This is a genomic window from Oceanobacillus sojae (assembly GCF_900162665.1).
GTDB classification, from domain to species: domain Bacteria; phylum Bacillota; class Bacilli; order Bacillales; family Amphibacillaceae; genus Oceanobacillus; species Oceanobacillus sojae_A.
This window is the reverse complement of record NZ_LT727810.1, coordinates 543,151-559,722: the sequence shown is the minus strand read 5'-3', so window position 1 is coordinate 559,722 and position 16,572 is coordinate 543,151. Positions and strand designations below refer to the sequence as shown.

Below are 16,572 nucleotides of genomic sequence, written 5' to 3'. Positions count from 1 at the left end.
CAGTATCTCTCGCGTGATTTAAAGGGCAAGACACTGGTCTTGTTGTCCGCTGTAAATTCTAAAGGTTGCAGGACCTTACAAGCCCGTGACTTTAGTCATGGGTTGTTGACAGAATGCCTTTCTTATTCAGACAGCAGTGTGCTGATATTTTCTATATTTATTTCATTCCCATATACTACTTTTTCTTTGTATGCTATCACCGGGATAATTAATTGATATTTTTCTAATAAAGTATCCGATTGATAAATATCTATTTCTTCTATTAAAATGTTGTTTGTATTCAATGCATCTAACAACGCTTTTGCCTCTTCACACAGAGGGCAATTACTTTTTGTATAGAATCGAATCATTTTTTCAGTCTGTTCTCCTTTTCCGCATCGAGGAAGATTGGATACCCAATTCTTCTCTGTATTTCATCACCGTTCTTCTTGCCACATATACTTGATACAGCTCTTCCAGCTTTCTGCGGATTTTTTCATCAGAGAGCGGACGGGTCTTGTCTTCCTCAGCTATAATCTTCTGTACATACTGCTTCACGACCACACGGGCGATTCCCTCTCCTTTTCGGGTTTCACGCTGTAATAAATACTTTACCCGAAGAATGCCGAAATCCGTCTGTAAATATTTATGACTGATAGTCCGGCTGATGGTCGAGACATGAAGATTCAAAACATCTGCAATTTCCTGGAGAGTCAAAGGTTTTAAAGCTGTTATACCTTCTTCAAAAAAAGATAATTGTTTATTTACAATAATACGCAAAACCTGTTCTAAGGTTTTTCCCCGATATTGAATCGCCTGATCCAGCATCTCCAGCTCTTTTTTCTTTTCCTTTAGAAAATCAGCCCCGTCTTTCGGCATATCAGCCAGTACTATATCCTCGCGAATTTGAATCTGCGGGCTTGACCAGTGAAAAAAAGACAAACGCCATTCATCCTCTTCCTTAAAAACAACCGCTTCCGGAATGATATACTCAGTTTCTTCATCTTCTAATAGTTTTCCCGGATTGGGATGACAAAGCTTCATGTTCGTAATTAATCTGCCTGCCTCATCTTCTGTGATAGCATATGTTTCAGCTAGGTCTTGAATATCTTCCTCCGCAATCAGAACAAGATTATTTTCAAAAAGATCCTCCAAAAAAGCATAATCACAATCCATTTCTTTCAGCTGCAATTGGATACATTCTTGTAAATTTCTTGATCCGATGCCCGGCGGGTCAAGCGATTGCAGATAAGAAAGCGCCTGTTGTATTTCTTCCATAGATAATTGGCACTGCGCTGCCCAATCCTCCAGTGTTATATCTAAGTAGCCATTCTCATTTAAAGAATCAATGCCAAAAAAAACAGCTTCTTTTATTGTTTCCTCTGAAATAGATAGCATATACACATTCTCTTTTAATTGCTCGTACATATTTTTTTTCGAGGCATTCATATTTTCAAAGGCATTCGAATCGCCATGAAACTGTGTGAGCACCTGTTGATCAATGGGACGGATATCCTCAATCAAAGGATTTTCTTCAGCGATTTTCTGTACATAATCATATAATTCAATACCGGAAAGCTGCAGAATCTCAATGGATTGATGAAGGGATTGATTCATTTTCCAGGATAATGCCTGCTTTAACACTAAACGCTGCTGCATGCTTTGACCTCCGTGCGATTCTTAGGAAATAATTTAGTTTAACTTATATAATATTAAGCTTTTTTCACCTGATTTTCCATTACACCTATTCCTTCAATCTCTAATTTCACATGATCTCCTTCCTGTAACAGCCCGGACGGTTCCATAGCCAAACCGACACCATGCGGCGTTCCTGTTAAAATAATATCTCCCGGTTCCAGTGTCATGATCTCTGAAATAAAGTTTATTAAAAAGGGGATATCAAATATAAGATGCTCTGTATTCGAAGATTGACGTTCTTCCCCATTAACAAAGGAACGGACATTTAATGTGTGTGGATTACTCACCTCGTCCTTCGTCACAACCCATGGGCCTACAGGTGTTGTATGGTCAAGTGATTTTCCCTGCAGCCATTGCGGTGTCCTTTTTTGTAAATCACGTGCAGATGTATCATTTGCAATGGTGTATCCGGCAATATAATCAAAAGCATCTTCTTTTTTAACCTTTGAAGCTGTTTTTCCGATCACCAGCGTTAATTCAACTTCATAATCTAATTTTTCAGTAATCGATGGATAATGAATATCATCCTCGGGACCAATAATAGCATTATCAAATTTAGCAAACAGAACCGGAAAATCAGGAATATCCGATTTCATTTCATGAACATGCTCCTGATAATTTTTACCGACACAAATTACTTTTTTCGCTTTTCCAAGCGGCATACCCAGATGGACATCCTGCAGTGGAATCGTTTCATACACTGTTTCTTCCTTTAAAATTTTCTGCAGCTCTTCCACATGCTCTGCCGCACGCGCATAAAAATCAACCGGATCAGCCGGAAGCTTTTTTTCTCCAAATTGTTTGGACAACGCTTCCACATCTGCGATTGATTCAGAATCTGTTAAAACACCTACGCAATATTTTTCACCTTGCTCTTTCCGATAAGCTACTAATTTCATATGTATTCCTCCCTTTCCTTCATTATAGTAGAGTTACAATTGGAAGGAAAATAAAATATGTCATAATTTATTCAACCAACCAACTTATTAGTCATGCTATACTAGTTGTTGATTATACTAAAACGATGAAGGGAGATATATTAATGAAGAAAAAAATATTCTTTATCCTGATTGCTCTTATAACTGTATTAGCAGCCTGTTCCAATAGTGAAGCGGATACAACGGAGGAAGAGGATTTACCGGAATTATCCGTTCTGGAAGTAGATTTTGATGTTCCAGAGCATGTCGAAGTCGGGGAAACAATTGATTTAACAGCGCACGTCAGCTTTGAAGGTGAGCCTGTTGAAGATGCACATGAGGTTTTATTTGAGGTTTGGACACAAGGCAATTCTGATGACAGTGTTGAATTAGAAGGAGTCCATCAGGAGAATGGTACATATACTGCAAGCTTTACCTTTGAGGAGGAAGCTGTCTATGAAATGTATGCACATACAACAGCAAAAGAGCAGCATGTCATGCCTTTAGAAACGGTTATTGCCGGCGATGCAGAACCATCTGAAGAGGATGCCCATGACGAAATGGATCACGAGCATCACGAGCATGATGAAGATGAGCATGGTGAGCACCATGAGCATGACAATGATGAAAATGAATAACACAGTTTTTAAACAGATATAGGCTGACATACATTCCTTTTTGGTTTAAAATTCGTTATACTATGAAATGGAAGCTTAAATGAGGTGATATGCTTTGATTCAAGTGTATACCGATGGAGCCACAAACGTGAACACTGAAAAAAGCGGCGCCGGTATTTATATAAAGTCAGGAGAAAGGAAACTGGAATATACAGTTCCTTTACCTTATATGACAAATCATGAAGCTGAATTTCATGCAATTATAGAGGCATTAAAAATCTGTAAAGCGAATTTCCCAGGAGAAATCCTTTCTTTCCGGACAGATTCTAAAGTAGCAGCAGAAGTAATTGATAACGGCCGGACAAAGAACAAACAATTTCTTCCTTTGCTTGAAATTATCCAGTCTGAAGCAGCAGCGTTTCCTTTTCTATTTATTAAATGGATACCTGAAAAAGAAAACAGCAAAGCAGATCAATTGGCAAGAACAGCAATCTATCAGCAATAACGCTTATAGATACAGGGGTAAGGAGGGGAAAAATGAATAAAATACCGTTAAAAGAACAAAGCATTGTATTAATCGGTTTTATGGGTGTTGGAAAAACAACGATTGGTCAAGTGGTTGCCCAGAAATTATATCGTGACTTTATCGATATTGATGAAGAAATTGAACGCAGATTTCAGATGCCTCCCAGAGATATTTTTGCTAAATATGGGGAAACCGTTTTTCGTCAGCACGAAAAAGAAATCATTTCTGAAATGTGTCATAAAAGATTAAAGGTCATTTCCTTAGGCGGAGGTGCTTTTCTGCAAAAGGAAATCCAGGATATTTGCCTGGCAACCACTACTATTTTCTTCCTCGACTTAACCTGGGACAAATGGAAGGACAGGATCGGATTACTGATAGATAGCCGGCCTGTTTTACAGGGAAAAAATATGGATGAAATTAAACAGCTCTTTGATGACCGGCAGCCAATTTATGAACAGCATCATTCACGCGTAATAACAGATGATCAGGAAGTGGAAGAGGTAGCCGATTATATCGTAGATTCTTTAAAATTAGCCTGGGAGCTTTATGCTTGACTGATTGAAAAATTAAGAAAAAGCATATCTATTTTGAGGTAAGTAATTAACCTGGATAGATATGCTTTTTTCCGCTTTAATCAGACAACTGCATCTGTTTTCATATTTAAAATATCCTTCACACTGTTTAAAGTGTAATGAGGCTTATATGGTGTCGTTTCCACCATACTTTTATCTGTTATTCCTGTCAGAACCAAGATAGAATTCATGCCATAATCATTTCCCATCTTCACATCTGTTTCCAATCTGTCCCCTACCATAAAGCATCTTTTTGATGGCAATTTCAAAATATCTTCTACAATAAATTTAGCAGCTAATAAGGAAGGCTTGCCAAGTATAATTTCTATTTTTTCTCCGGTTGCTCCTTCCATCGCTCCAATCATTGCCCCGCAATCCGGTATCTGCCCCCCGCGCATCGGGCAGGTGCGGTCAGGATTGGTTGCTACTACAACCGCGCCGTTCCTCCATGCCTGAAAAGCACGGTTTAATTTATCATAGCTGAATTTTCTATCCCAGCCTAACACCACATATTTTACTTCTTCCGGATTATCAGATACCTCAATGCCCTGTTTTTTTATTTCATTAATTAATGGCTCCTCTCCGATAACCATGACCTTTTCCGTTTGATATAATTGAGATTTTAAATATCGGGCTGTCAGTATATTGGAATTAATAACATTTTCATTTGTTACCTCAACCCCCAGTTTATTTAATTTATTTACATAGGTCTCTGTTGTTTCAATCGATTTATTTGTCAGAAAAACAACCTCGTCTCCTCTGTCCCGCAAAGCCTTGATGGTCTCCCTTGCCCCTTCAATAATTTTCTCCTCTAAATAAATCGTACCATCTAAATCAAAAATATATCCCCGTTTCACCCTGATGTCCTCCTTGTTGTTTTATAATTGCTTTATGCATTTATTAACCTCGGCAATTCTGTAAGAAAAGCCAAGAAAAAAATTCTTTTGTAATCGGTATATGACTATTACTCTCCTTTGACTTATAAATGTTTAAAAGATTAATAACTGAATATTCCGTTAAATAAAATCCGTCTGATGCCCTTTTTTTATAAAAATTTACCCATGACAAGTATCTATAAAGATTTTTAGAACCTATTTTGTTTTTATGTCCGGGATTTTTTTCTAAGAAAAAAACTCCCGGACATCATATTTAAAACTTAACTTTTCTTCTCACTTCTATTCGTAAGTTTTTCTGCAATCATCTGGAATATAACTACGATGACAACGAGAACAATTGACATCGCTGCTGCAGAATAATATTCTGCCCGCATAACATTTTGAAAGATTGCCAGACTCATTGGCGCCCAGCTTGCCGGTGCCATCAGAATCGATATACTTGTTTCTTTAATGACAGTTACAAAAACTAATATCGATCCTGCCGCGATACCAGGAAGCATCAATGGTCCAACAACGGTCAATAAAGCGGTGAAGGTAGAGGCGCCGAGGTTTATGGCAGCTTCCTCAATATCAGCTTTAATGGATTTCATCGTACTCATCGTAGACCGGACCATATACGGCAATCTTCGCATTGCATACGCGACAATTAAAATAAAAGCTGTTCCTGTAAGCTGTAAAGGTGCTGTATTAAATGTCTGAATCAACGCAATACCAACAGCAATTCCCGGAACAATCAGCGGTACTGTCGTTACAAAATCAAGTGCTGTAGATTTATGCCTGACAACAAAGTAAGCTACTGCCGCTGATACGACAACACTTATTACCAGAGCCCCCAGCGCCAGCACAATACTGTTTTGAATGTTTCCGAGGGAGGACGTGAAAATGGTCTGGTAATGAGATAACGTATAACCGCTTGGCAGAAGGTCCTTTCCCCAAGTAGTTGCAATCGACTGTAAAAATACAGTAAGTACCGACAATAATGGAACGATAATAACGAAAGCTGAAAATATAAACAAAGGAACAGTCAGCATTTTATTATCACTCAGTTTGACTTGTTTTGGTTTTCCAGATACGGAACCGTAATTCATATTTTTAGTGAAATAATTTTGCAGCCAGTAAGCAAGCCCTGCAATAGCAATCATAACAACGGTCAAGATAGCGGCACCGCCCCAGTTAAAAAATCCGGAAATTTCTCTGTACGCTTCTACAACAATCAGGTTTAAATCACTTGGTGCCAGAATAATCGGTGTTCCAAAATCAGAAAAGCTGACCGCAAAGATAACCAGTGCTGTGGATAGCATTCCGGGCACGACCAGCAGCATCGTCACCGTTGAAAAAGTAAGCCAGCTCTTTGCTCCCATATTTCTGGACGCTTCCTCAAGCGAGATATCACTTACTTTAAATGCGGCTACCATTGGCCATAATGCATAAGGGAAAAAGAAAAATATTTGTACAATTGCTATCCCTGTCATCGAATATGGATCAATAAAAAGCCCTTCTCCGCCCAAGTACTGATAGATTTGTGTGACCCATCCGGATCTTCCGAACATAATGATAAAGGAATATCCAGAAATAAAAGTTGGTACTACCAACGGAATGGTGCATAGTGCGCTGATTGTTTTCTTAAATGGCATCTTCGTTCTTGCAATCCCATAAGCAATCGGAATACAAATTACCATAACAACGAGTGATACCGTTATTGCCAAATACAAACTATTTTTCAGGGAGGTAAAATAAGTTGTATTATGAAAAATAGCAGTAAAGTTATCTAAGGTAGCATTTTTGAATTGATTGATAGTTGTCTGCAGCGTATCCATGCTTATTAATGAACCAAATATATTGATAGGCTCATTTGTAAAACTCACCAGGAAGATAGATAGTAAAGGAATAATTAAGAACAACAGAAAGAAAGCATAGACAAGTATTTTTAATATCCCAAGACCGTTAAAATTATCTTTTAATTTCTTCATAACAGCAAAACCCTTTCAGGATCTACAATAACTTTGATTTCTGATCCCTTTGCAAAAATCTTATCTCCTGATTCAAATACCGTGTCCACCAGCAAATTATGTTCCCCGACTTTAATATCATACCTTACAGTCGATCCCAAATAAGTTGCCACTTCTACTGTACCTTCAAAATAATTGTCTATCGTACTTTCGTTTTTATCCTTTACAATTAAATTCTCTGGTCTGATCACAAGCTGCACATCATCAAGATCTGTATTCATCGTAGATTGAATTTCGTAATCTCCCACCTGCACATAAACCAGATTATTTTCTTTTTTAGTCACCTTGCCAGGAAGTATATTAGAGGTACCGACAAAATCTGCAATAAACGGTGTCTTCGGATTACTATATAAATCTGTCGGTGTACCAATCTGCAGAATTTCTCCGCCGTTCATTACAGCGACGCGATCTGCCATACTCATTGCTTCTTCCTGATCATGTGTCACGAAAATCGTTGTAATCTTCAGTTCCTGTTGAATTCTTCTAATTGTATTTCTCATCGTATGCCTTAACTTCTGGTCCAGATTGGATAGAGGCTCGTCCATCAATAAAACCTGCGGCTCCATTACAAGCGCTCTGGCTAACGCAACCCGCTGCTGCTGTCCGCCAGAAAGCTCACCTGTCAGCTTTTTGGCATGATCCTGCAGCTCTACATATTCTAAAATACTATTTACTTTTTCCTCAATATCTTTGGGATATTTAACAATTTTACTATTCAGCATCCGGATATATACTCCGATTTTTTTAAACATATTGCTATCTCTTAAACGCTTGATATTCAAGCTGTACGCAATATTATCAAAAACATTCATATGCGGAAATAACGCATAGCTCTGGAATACCATTCCACAGTTTCTTTGGTGGGGGGAAATCTTATTTACTACCTTATCGCCAATTTTTATTTCTCCGCTTGTAGGTGTTTCAAATCCGGCAATACAACGCATGGTTGTTGTCTTTCCGCATCCGGAGGGGCCAAGAAGAGCAAAAAATTCGCCCTCTTGGATATCTAATTCAATATTCTTAAGCACATCTGTTCCAGAAAAATTCTTTGTAAGCTGATTTACAACAACAGAACCCATAAAACCATTCCTTTACTCTATATTCGTATTCCAATCATTTCTGATTCGATCATAGTTCTCGTTCACCCAATCAATGTCCAGATCAATGGCATGCTCCTGCACAGTTTCTAAAGAAATCGGTGTTTGTGATTCAACATCCGGATTAATCGGGATATGATTCCACGAAGCTAAAATTTCCTGCGCTTCATCGCTCAGCATAAAGTCCATAAATTGCTTACCGCCATCCGGGTTAGGTCCATCTTTAACCAATGTAATCGGGTTTACTAATACTGGCGTTTCTTCAGGAACTATAAAATCAACATCTTCTCCATTTTCCTTCAGTTCATATGCCATAAAATCGAAGCCGATTGCTATTTCAGCTTCTCCCATAGCAACCCCTTTTGTCGGACTGGAGCCTGAATCAGGAATAGAATTTGCGTAATCCGTCAGCTTTTGGAAATACTCCCAGCCTTCTTCCTCGCCGTGCTGCATCATGTAGCTTAGTACCATCAATGTAGATGTACCAGAAGCGGCCGGGTTTGGAAATTGAATTTTACCTTCCCATTTAGGATCTAATAAATCTTCCCATGTTTTTGGCGCTTCCTCTTCAGAAACCAATTCTGTATTATAAGCAAAACCAAGTACAAAAATCTCTGTACCTACATAATAGCCATCCTGATGCTTCATTTTGATGCCGTTTTCCGTAACTTCCCAATCCTCCGCTGCCTCTGGAATATATTGTGTAATAATATCCTTATCTACAGCTGTTTCAAAAGGAAGAATCCCTCCGCCGCCATACCAGACATCGGCCTGTGGGTTACCTTGCTCGGCAATCATTTGATTCACAAGTACATTCGTTCCTGCATAATTTACATTTACCGGTGTTCCATGAACTTCCTCAAATTTTGCAGCTAATTCATTCGTTAAATCAGGTGTTTCCGGCGAATAAAGTGTAATTGCCCCTCCGCCGCCTGAGTCACCCTCTCCTCCAGCATCATCACCAGCACAAGCCGCAAGTAAACTAATCAAAACAATAAATAATACCCCTATTACTAACTGCCCTTTTTTACCTTTCATACCTTTCTCCTCCTTTTTATTTAAAATAACCCAAAAAAATAGGAGAAGATAAGAAATTGGACACACCTCTCCTGGGAAAGGTAATTATCCAACTCTATCTTCTCCTATTTCTATATAGAGTTATTTAATTATTGTCACAAGTATAGCAAACGCTTTCAATATTGTAAAGAAAAAATCACAATTTTGTGAACAAATATTTACAAAATCAGTCTAAGACTACGGAAATCAGCAGTTTTATTCTCTTTTTCACCAAAAAAGACTCTATGGTATTATCCATCCACAGAGTCCTTTGATTTATTTATATCAAATATCAATATTCCATAGTTTAGGATCACTTGAAGAAATAGCTAAAGCACCTGCCTCTAATCCTTCCAGAATCTCCTTTTCTTTGCTGATCAGTCCCCCAGCTATAATAGGGAGTTTTGTTGTCCTTGTTAATTCGTCTATGACACTTGGCATAAGTCCAGGTAATATTTCAATAGCATCAGGCTGATATTGATCCGCCATCTCAATTCCTTTTTTCATAGCATTTTTATCAATTAAAAATATTCTTTGAACTGTCATTAATCCTTCTTCTTTTGCATATTTAATCAGGCTGTTTCTTGTTGTAATAATCCCTTTCGGCTGCCATACTTCTGCAATATACTTTAATGCATTTTTTGAATTAGAAAGCCCCTCAATAAAATCTATATGTAAAAAAGTCTGCTTTCCAGCCTTTTTAAGTACATCCAGATAATCAGATGTTGTCAGTAAATCTCCCGTTAATAAAAATACAACATTTGAATTCGAAGCCGCAGCCAAATCTAAATGTTCTGGTGACTTCACAGAAGCGATAACCTGTGACTCTACAATATTAACTATTTTTTCCATTTATATCCTCCTTGAAATATTTTCCAATAATAGATTATAAATTAATCTACCTAAAAAGATCGTTTTTAAAGTCTTTATGTCTTGACAGCTTTTAGGTCGTGAAAGTTTATACAAAAGATAACATTTCATGGAGAAACAGCTTTAAAGTGATATTTCCGTCTTGAGGAACGATTTTTTCTGCAGATAGAGAATACCGTTATATCCTGCTAAATATTCGCTTGTAGGGGATTATAAAAGGAAACTTCTCATCCCGTCAAAGATGCCTAAGACTTATGAAATATGGGATAGCATGTACAGGGTAATGCAACTTAGAATTTTTACATTATTTTCGAAACTCTTTCTTGAGTTTATTTTACCATAAACTATACAGTGTAGGAATGGCAAAACGGTTAATTTCACAGTATTTACAAGATATTTCAGATTTATGATAAATAGTTTTTTTATTTTATAAAGAAAAATTTATTGCTGTTAAAATGTTTTATAAATGAATCCTTTCTAACAGGAAAAATTTAAAATATCTCAACTTAGAAAATAGCAAAAAAACAGACCAGGTGCTAACCTTAGTCTGTTTTTACGTTTCACACTTTATTTATTATTGTTTACGTTCAAAGATGTCATCAATTAAGCCATATTCTTTAGACTGTTCTGCAGTCATAAAGTTATCACGCTCTGTATCATGTTCAATGACTTCTAATGGCTGTCCGGTATTTTCAGACATGATGCGGTTCATGCGTTTTTTAATTTCAATAATTCTTCTTGCATGAATTTCAATATCTGTTGCCTGCCCTTGCGTACCGCCTAATGGCTGGTGAATCATAATCTCACTGTTCGGCAATGCAAAACGTTTACCCTTTTCACCGGCGTTAAGCAGGAATGCCCCCATAGAAGCGGCCATGCCGATGCAGATAGTGGATACATCTGATTTAATAAAATTCATTGTATCGAAAATTGCCATACCGGCTGTAATAGAACCGCCAGGAGAATTAATATATAAAGAGATATCTTTTCCTGGATCTTCTGCTTCTAAGAATAATAGCTGTGCCACAATAGAATTGGCAACATTGTCGTCAATACCGCTGCCAAGTAAAATAATCCGGTCCTTCAATAAACGGGAATAAATATCATATGCGCGTTCACCACGGTTTGTTTGTTCAATAACTGTAGGTACTAAATTCATTATAAATCCTCCTTGAGTTGCCAGTTAATATGGCTGATGATTTAATTTCTATATTTATTATGATAGCTCATTGGTCAATAAAGGTCAAACAAAAAGATTCTCCAAATTTCTACTTTAACCAGTTTTCCCGATTTTATGTTTGTTAAACCTAAGAAATTTTATCAAATAAAGAAAAAGGACTTGTCTCAAAAGGAATTCGTATGTATAATAAAGATTGTGTTTTTAATAAAACAATATGCGCCCATAGCTCAGCTGGATAGAGCACTGGTTTCCGGTACCAGGTTTGCCGGGGGTTCGAATCCCTCTGGGCGCGCTCGAAAAAATTGTAATGCAATGATGACTCCCTCTTAAGTCTGGGTAAAGATTACCCTTCCTTAAGAGGGAGTTTTTCATAGGAAGAAATCTGATATTTACTGTTTATTTAAAGCTTTCCATTAACTTAATCATACTTTTTCACGAACAAGGCTTGTTAAGTATTCCATTGCCTCTTCTTCGTCTTCCCCTTCGATAATAAGCTTAATTTCTTCTCCTTTTGTCAAAGCTAAGCTCATCAATCCCATAATGCTTTTCGCATTCACTTTTTTATCATCATTCTCTAAAAATATGTGTGAATCAAATCGATTGGCCTCTTGTACAAAATAGGCAGCTGGTCTTGCCTGCAGTCCTGAATTTAATTCAATCTTCACCGTTTTCTCAATCAACAAATCCACTCTCCTGTCTTAAGTAAACGCCTCCATTTTTTTGCAATGCAGAGAAAGCTCTGCATTTATTTTTTGGCGATGTTCCATGATATTTACTGCATTATATCATATTCTCCGGATACTAGCATTAATTACCAAGCTGTAATTCTCCGCGTTTAATTTTTTCAGCAAATTCATCAATCTTTTTCAGACGGTGATTGACGCCAGATTTAGAGATCGTTCCGCTGGAAACAAGCTCACCTAATTCCTTTAATGAAACCTCTTCATACTGGACACGCAGCTTAGCTATTTCTTGTAATTTTTCTGGTAATTGTTCCAGTCCGACCGTCTGTTCAATCAATTTAATATTTTCAATTTGACGGAATGCTGCACCAATAGTTTTATTTAAGTTCGCTGTTTCACAATTTACTAACCTGTTTACAGAATTCCGCATATCACGGACAATACGAACATCTTCAAATTTTAATAATGCCTGATGTGCACCGATAATACTTAGAAAAGCAGTAATTTTCTCAGCTTCTTTCATATATACGATATATCCGTTTTTACGTTCCAGTGTTCTGGCGTGCAAATCGTATCCATTCAGTAATGTTTTTAACGCTTCTGCATGCTCCTCATAATAATTAAAAATTTCTAAATGATAAGAAGATGTTTCCGGATTATTCATGGAACCGCCGGCCAGAAATGCTCCACGTAAATATGATTTGCGGCAGCACTCTTTATCTAAGTACTTCTCTGAAATAGTCCGGAGAATCTGATATTGATTTTCGATTAAATCCAAATCCTCTAATAAAGACTGGACACCATTTTTCAAACGGACAATATAAACGTTATTTTTTTTCAGCTTCATTTTTTTACGGACAAGCAGTTCTACCGGCAATGTATAATTTTGCTTAATTAATGTGTAAATACGCCTTGCAATTGCTGCATTCTCTGTCTGCACATCCAGTGCATAACTTTGCTTTGATATAGAAATAACGCCATTCATTCGAACTAATGCAGCTAACTCAGCTAACTGACAGCAGGAGTCCGATTGAATCGCGGTTAGTTCTTTCTTAATATCTGATGCGAAGGACATAGTATCACACTCCTTCCCTTTTGACACGCAACATAGAGTGAAACTTCATTCCATGATAAAATTATAAAAATTTATAAAGCATTTCAGCAATTTTACCATTATTATGACGAAGTGTTCCATCTTTATGCTTTACAACAATATTTCCTGCAACAACTTGAACATTCATGGCTTTTAAACGGTCAATATCCGCTTCTACCGGGAATGCTCTCTCTTCTTTATAAATCTCCTGTGTTTGGGCATCTATTGGCTGATTATGCACAATAACATAATCAACACAAGCCTCCCCAACATGATCATGAATAGCCTGAACATGATCTGCCGCAGAATATCCCGTTGTTTCTCCATACTGTGTCATGATATTACAAACGTAGACTTTCTTTGCTTTCGCGTTGTGTAATGCTTCCTTCACCTCTGGAACGATTAAATTCGGCATGATGGAGGTATACAGGCTACCTGGAGATATAACAATCAAATCTGCTTTTTCAATGGATTCAACAGCATTGGGCAATGGATGCAGCGGCTGCGGTTCTAAGAAAATGCGTTTAATCCGTTTTCCGGACAGAGGAATATTTGATTCGCCATGAATAACTTCTCCGTCCTCCATAATCGCGTGCAAAGACATATTATCATTTGAAACCGGATATATCTTTCCTTTCACATTAAGAACCCGGGAAATTTCTTTTATCCCCTGATTAAAATTACCGGTCATCGATGTCATGGCAGCTAATAATAAATTTCCTAATGAATGGCCAGTCAATCCGTTCCCCTGCTGAAACCGGTGTTGAAAGAGCTCTAAAAGCATAGGCTCTGCATCAGATAAAGCAGCAATAACGTTTCGAATATCCCCCGGTGCAGGTATCTCCATTTCTGAACGGATTCTCCCTGTACTGCCACCATCATCTGCTACAGTCACAACTGCTGTTAGCTCCACCGGTAAATCCTTTAATCCACGCAGTAAAACCGGCATCCCTGTTCCTCCGCCAATAGCTGTTATTTTAGGAACATCGCTCATGATGATTTAGCCTTTCTTTTCTCTATATCCCGATGGCTGACATGTGTAATATAATCATCACTGAACTGTTTTGAGAAATACTCCGCTAAAGCTACCGAGCGATGCTGCCCGCCAGTACATCCGATTGCAATAACTAATTGTGATTTTCCTTCTTTTTTATATTGCGGAAACATAAAACGGAATAAATCATTTAATTTATCTGTAAACAGCTGTGTATCTGTCCATTTAAATACATAAGAAGAAACTTCCTGGTTTAATCCTGTTAAAGGCTGAAGTGCAGACACATAATGCGGATTCGGCAAAAAGCGTACATCAAAAACTAAATCTGCATCAATTGGAATCCCATATTTAAATCCAAAAGATACGAAATGAACAGAAAACACTTCCTGCTTTTCTTCCTTATATAATTGAAGGATCTTTTCACGTAAATCTCTTGGCTTAAGATTTGAAGTATCAATAATTCTTTGAGAACGTCCGCGCAATTCATCAATAATAACTCTCTCCTGATGAATTCCGTTTAAAGGAAGCCCGCCTACAGCTAATGGATGAGAGCGCCTTGTTTCTTTATATCTTGTAACCAGTGTTTCATCAGCTGCATCTAAAAATAGAATATGGCTTTGAATCCATGGTGTATGGCTAATTGCATCTAATGCCTTGTATAAGGAATCAAAAAATTCTCTTCCCCGTAAATCCATGACAAGGGCTACTTTCTGAATGGTGTTAGAAGCATCCTTCATTAACTCTAAAAATTTTGGAAGAAGTGCAGGAGGTAGATTATCTACACAATAATAACCTAAATCCTCAAAGCTTTGTACCGCAACTGTTTTCCCGGCTCCTGACATTCCAGTAATAATAACGAGCTTTGTTTCTTTTTCTTGATTCACTGAACTCTCCCCTTTCAAACCTCTTCCGATGCCGCTTATGTTTCGGACGGGGCGGGTAAGCAACTCCCCGGCTCCCGGATACCTAAGCTCTAACCGGCCAACCTTATTACTATACTTATTGTATCTTACTTCATTATATTAGAAAACCTGACATTCGCCAAGAATTCGGTTAAATGCTGCTTTTTGAACATGCTCTACAAACAAAAAATGCCCTCTTTATTTTAACCCAAAAAAAATGGACAGGTGAGTCACCTGTCCCAAAACTAATCTATCTATTAAAAGGGGGTCAATTAGTTAACCCTATCTTAACCTTTCATTGTTTCATACGTGTTACAACAAGGTTAAGAAGCAGTTACTGGAGATTAATTTTTTTATACAAAATATACCTTAAGATTGATAACCCCTATAGATTCGACAATTACCAATAACTTTCGAATTAGTCATCACCTAAAATTCGACAATTACCTTAATTAATCTTCTAATGTCTCTACATATTTAATTGCTGTTTCAGCTGCGATACTTCCGTCACCAGTAGCGGTAACAATTTGTCTGAGATCCTTTGCACGGATATCTCCAGCTGCAAAAATTCCAGGTATCTTTGTTTCCATGTTTTCAGAGGTAGGGATGTATCCTTCTGCATCTGTAATTCCTAAATCTGTAAACGGATCGTTTAATGGAAGCATACCGATATAAACAAACACACCGTTTGTATCAAAATCATATACTTCGTTCGTTTTTCTATTTTTTAAAGTGATACTGCTGACTTTTCCGTCTGTACCATTAATTTTCTCAGGCACTGTATCCCAAATAAATTCAATTTTATCATTATCAAATGCACGGTCCTGAAGAATGCGCTGTGCACGCAGTTCATCACGGCGATGAACAATGGTTACTTTGCTTGCGAATCTTGTTAAATATACGCCTTCTTCCACAGCAGAGTCTCCGCCGCCGATAACAATCAGTTCCTTTTCTTTAAAGAAAGCACCATCACAAACCGCACAATAAGATACACCGCGTCCACCAAGCTCTTCTTCACCAGGGATGCCAAGTTTTTTATACTGTGCTCCTGTCGCAATAATTAAAGCTTTGGTATGGTACTCTTTCTTTCCTGCATAAATGGTTTTATAATTGCCATGATCTTCAATGGATTTAATATCGCCATATGCATATTCCGCACCAAATTTTTTAGCGTGTTCGAACATTTTATTCGACAAATCAGGCCCTAAAATATGATCAAATCCAGGATAGTTTTCTACATCTTCTGTGTTTGCCATTTGACCGCCGGGAATACCCCGTTCCAGCATCAATGTATCTAAATTTGCCCGTGAAGCATAGACTGCAGCAGTCATCCCTGCTGGTCCAGCTCCGGCAATAATCACATCATATATTTTTTCTTCGGACATTCAATACCGCCCCTTTACCATTATAATATTCTTATTCCAACGTATAGTGTAATGAAATTACGATATAACGTCTATCTTTTTGCTCATGTTTATAACTC

Annotated in this window: 17 protein-coding genes and 1 tRNA gene; 4 read left to right on the top strand and 14 right to left on the bottom strand. The window is 37.6% G+C overall.

Going from position 1 to position 16,572, the window contains the following annotated elements:
• Positions 1-122: 122 nt before the first annotated feature.
• The 3 genes from BN1068_RS06320 to BN1068_RS06310 are packed head-to-tail and all read right to left on the bottom strand — an operon-like array spanning position 123 to position 2,576.
• Entirely contained in the window at positions 123-350 is a 228-nt protein-coding gene (locus tag BN1068_RS06320; RefSeq protein WP_077601980.1) for a glutaredoxin family protein, read from the bottom strand.
• Positions 351-354: 4 nt separating this feature from the next.
• Entirely contained in the window at positions 355-1,638 is a 1,284-nt protein-coding gene (gene rpoN, locus BN1068_RS06315; RefSeq protein ID WP_077601979.1) for an RNA polymerase factor sigma-54, read from the bottom strand.
• A gap of 53 nt (positions 1,639-1,691) precedes the next feature.
• Positions 1,692-2,576 (bottom strand): fumarylacetoacetate hydrolase family protein, encoded by an 885-nt coding sequence (locus BN1068_RS06310; RefSeq protein WP_077601978.1) that lies wholly within the window; start codon positions 2,574-2,576, stop codon positions 1,692-1,694.
• Positions 2,577-2,719: 143 nt separating this feature from the next.
• Between BN1068_RS06310 and BN1068_RS06305 the strand changes: the two genes are divergently transcribed.
• The 3 genes from BN1068_RS06305 to BN1068_RS06295 all read left to right on the top strand — a co-directional run bounded on the left by BN1068_RS06305 (position 2,720) and on the right by BN1068_RS06295 (position 4,291).
• Positions 2,720-3,232 (top strand): FixH family protein, encoded by a 513-nt coding sequence (locus tag BN1068_RS06305; RefSeq protein ID WP_077601977.1) that lies wholly within the window; start codon positions 2,720-2,722, stop codon positions 3,230-3,232.
• Between the two features lie 103 nt (positions 3,233-3,335).
• Positions 3,336-3,716 (top strand): ribonuclease HI family protein, encoded by a 381-nt coding sequence (locus tag BN1068_RS06300; RefSeq protein ID WP_368483275.1) that lies wholly within the window; start codon positions 3,336-3,338, stop codon positions 3,714-3,716.
• Between the two features lie 32 nt (positions 3,717-3,748).
• Positions 3,749-4,291 (top strand): shikimate kinase, encoded by a 543-nt coding sequence (locus BN1068_RS06295; protein ID WP_077601975.1) that lies wholly within the window; start codon positions 3,749-3,751, stop codon positions 4,289-4,291.
• Positions 4,292-4,371: 80 nt separating this feature from the next.
• On the opposite strand, the gene BN1068_RS06290 is transcribed toward BN1068_RS06295, so the two are convergent.
• The 6 genes from BN1068_RS06290 to clpP all read right to left on the bottom strand — a co-directional run bounded on the left by BN1068_RS06290 (position 4,372) and on the right by clpP (position 11,396).
• Positions 4,372-5,166 (bottom strand): HAD-IIA family hydrolase, encoded by a 795-nt coding sequence (locus BN1068_RS06290; protein ID WP_077601974.1) that lies wholly within the window; start codon positions 5,164-5,166, stop codon positions 4,372-4,374.
• Between the two features lie 299 nt (positions 5,167-5,465).
• The gene (locus BN1068_RS06285; protein WP_077601973.1) at positions 5,466-7,175 is read right to left on the bottom strand and encodes an ABC transporter permease; all 1,710 of its coding nucleotides are present in this window, start codon (positions 7,173-7,175) and stop codon (positions 5,466-5,468) included.
• Positions 7,172-8,293, bottom strand: coding sequence for an ABC transporter ATP-binding protein (locus tag BN1068_RS06280; protein WP_077601972.1), 1,122 nt, complete (start codon positions 8,291-8,293; stop codon positions 7,172-7,174). The genes BN1068_RS06285 and BN1068_RS06280 overlap by 4 nt, the downstream gene beginning before the upstream one ends.
• 12 nt (positions 8,294-8,305) lie before the next feature.
• The gene (locus tag BN1068_RS06275; RefSeq protein ID WP_077601971.1) at positions 8,306-9,349 is read right to left on the bottom strand and encodes an ABC transporter substrate-binding protein; all 1,044 of its coding nucleotides are present in this window, start codon (positions 9,347-9,349) and stop codon (positions 8,306-8,308) included.
• A 303-nt stretch (positions 9,350-9,652) separates the two neighbouring features.
• Positions 9,653-10,219, bottom strand: coding sequence for a glycerol-3-phosphate responsive antiterminator (locus tag BN1068_RS06270; RefSeq protein WP_077601970.1), 567 nt, complete (start codon positions 10,217-10,219; stop codon positions 9,653-9,655).
• Positions 10,220-10,811: 592 nt separating this feature from the next.
• The gene (clpP, locus tag BN1068_RS06265) at positions 10,812-11,396 is read right to left on the bottom strand and encodes an ATP-dependent Clp endopeptidase proteolytic subunit ClpP (RefSeq protein ID WP_077601969.1); all 585 of its coding nucleotides are present in this window, start codon (positions 11,394-11,396) and stop codon (positions 10,812-10,814) included.
• A 237-nt stretch (positions 11,397-11,633) separates the two neighbouring features.
• On the opposite strand from clpP, the gene BN1068_RS06260 reads away from it, so the two are divergent.
• Positions 11,634-11,709 (top strand) — tRNA-Arg (locus BN1068_RS06260).
• A gap of 130 nt (positions 11,710-11,839) precedes the next feature.
• Here BN1068_RS06260 and BN1068_RS06255 read toward each other — a convergent pair.
• The 5 genes from BN1068_RS06255 to trxB all read right to left on the bottom strand — a co-directional run bounded on the left by BN1068_RS06255 (position 11,840) and on the right by trxB (position 16,474).
• Entirely contained in the window at positions 11,840-12,097 is a 258-nt protein-coding gene (locus BN1068_RS06255) for an HPr family phosphocarrier protein (RefSeq protein WP_077601968.1), read from the bottom strand.
• Between the two features lie 127 nt (positions 12,098-12,224).
• Positions 12,225-13,175, bottom strand: a complete 951-nt coding sequence (gene whiA / locus BN1068_RS06250) for a DNA-binding protein WhiA (protein ID WP_077601967.1) — start codon at positions 13,173-13,175, stop codon at positions 12,225-12,227.
• A 61-nt stretch (positions 13,176-13,236) separates the two neighbouring features.
• On the bottom strand, positions 13,237-14,187 hold the full coding sequence (locus BN1068_RS06245) for a gluconeogenesis factor YvcK family protein (protein ID WP_077601966.1): 951 nt from the start codon (positions 14,185-14,187) through the stop codon (positions 13,237-13,239).
• Positions 14,184-15,071 carry an RNase adapter RapZ gene (gene rapZ / locus BN1068_RS06240; protein ID WP_077601965.1) on the bottom strand — a complete coding sequence of 296 codons (888 nt, stop codon included), beginning with the start codon at positions 15,069-15,071 and terminating at the stop codon, positions 14,184-14,186. Before rapZ ends, BN1068_RS06245 begins: the two co-directional genes overlap by 4 nt.
• Positions 15,072-15,541: 470 nt before the next feature.
• Positions 15,542-16,474 carry a thioredoxin-disulfide reductase gene (gene trxB, locus BN1068_RS06235; RefSeq protein ID WP_077601964.1) on the bottom strand — a complete coding sequence of 311 codons (933 nt, stop codon included), beginning with the start codon at positions 16,472-16,474 and terminating at the stop codon, positions 15,542-15,544.
• Positions 16,475-16,572 lie beyond the last annotated feature (98 nt).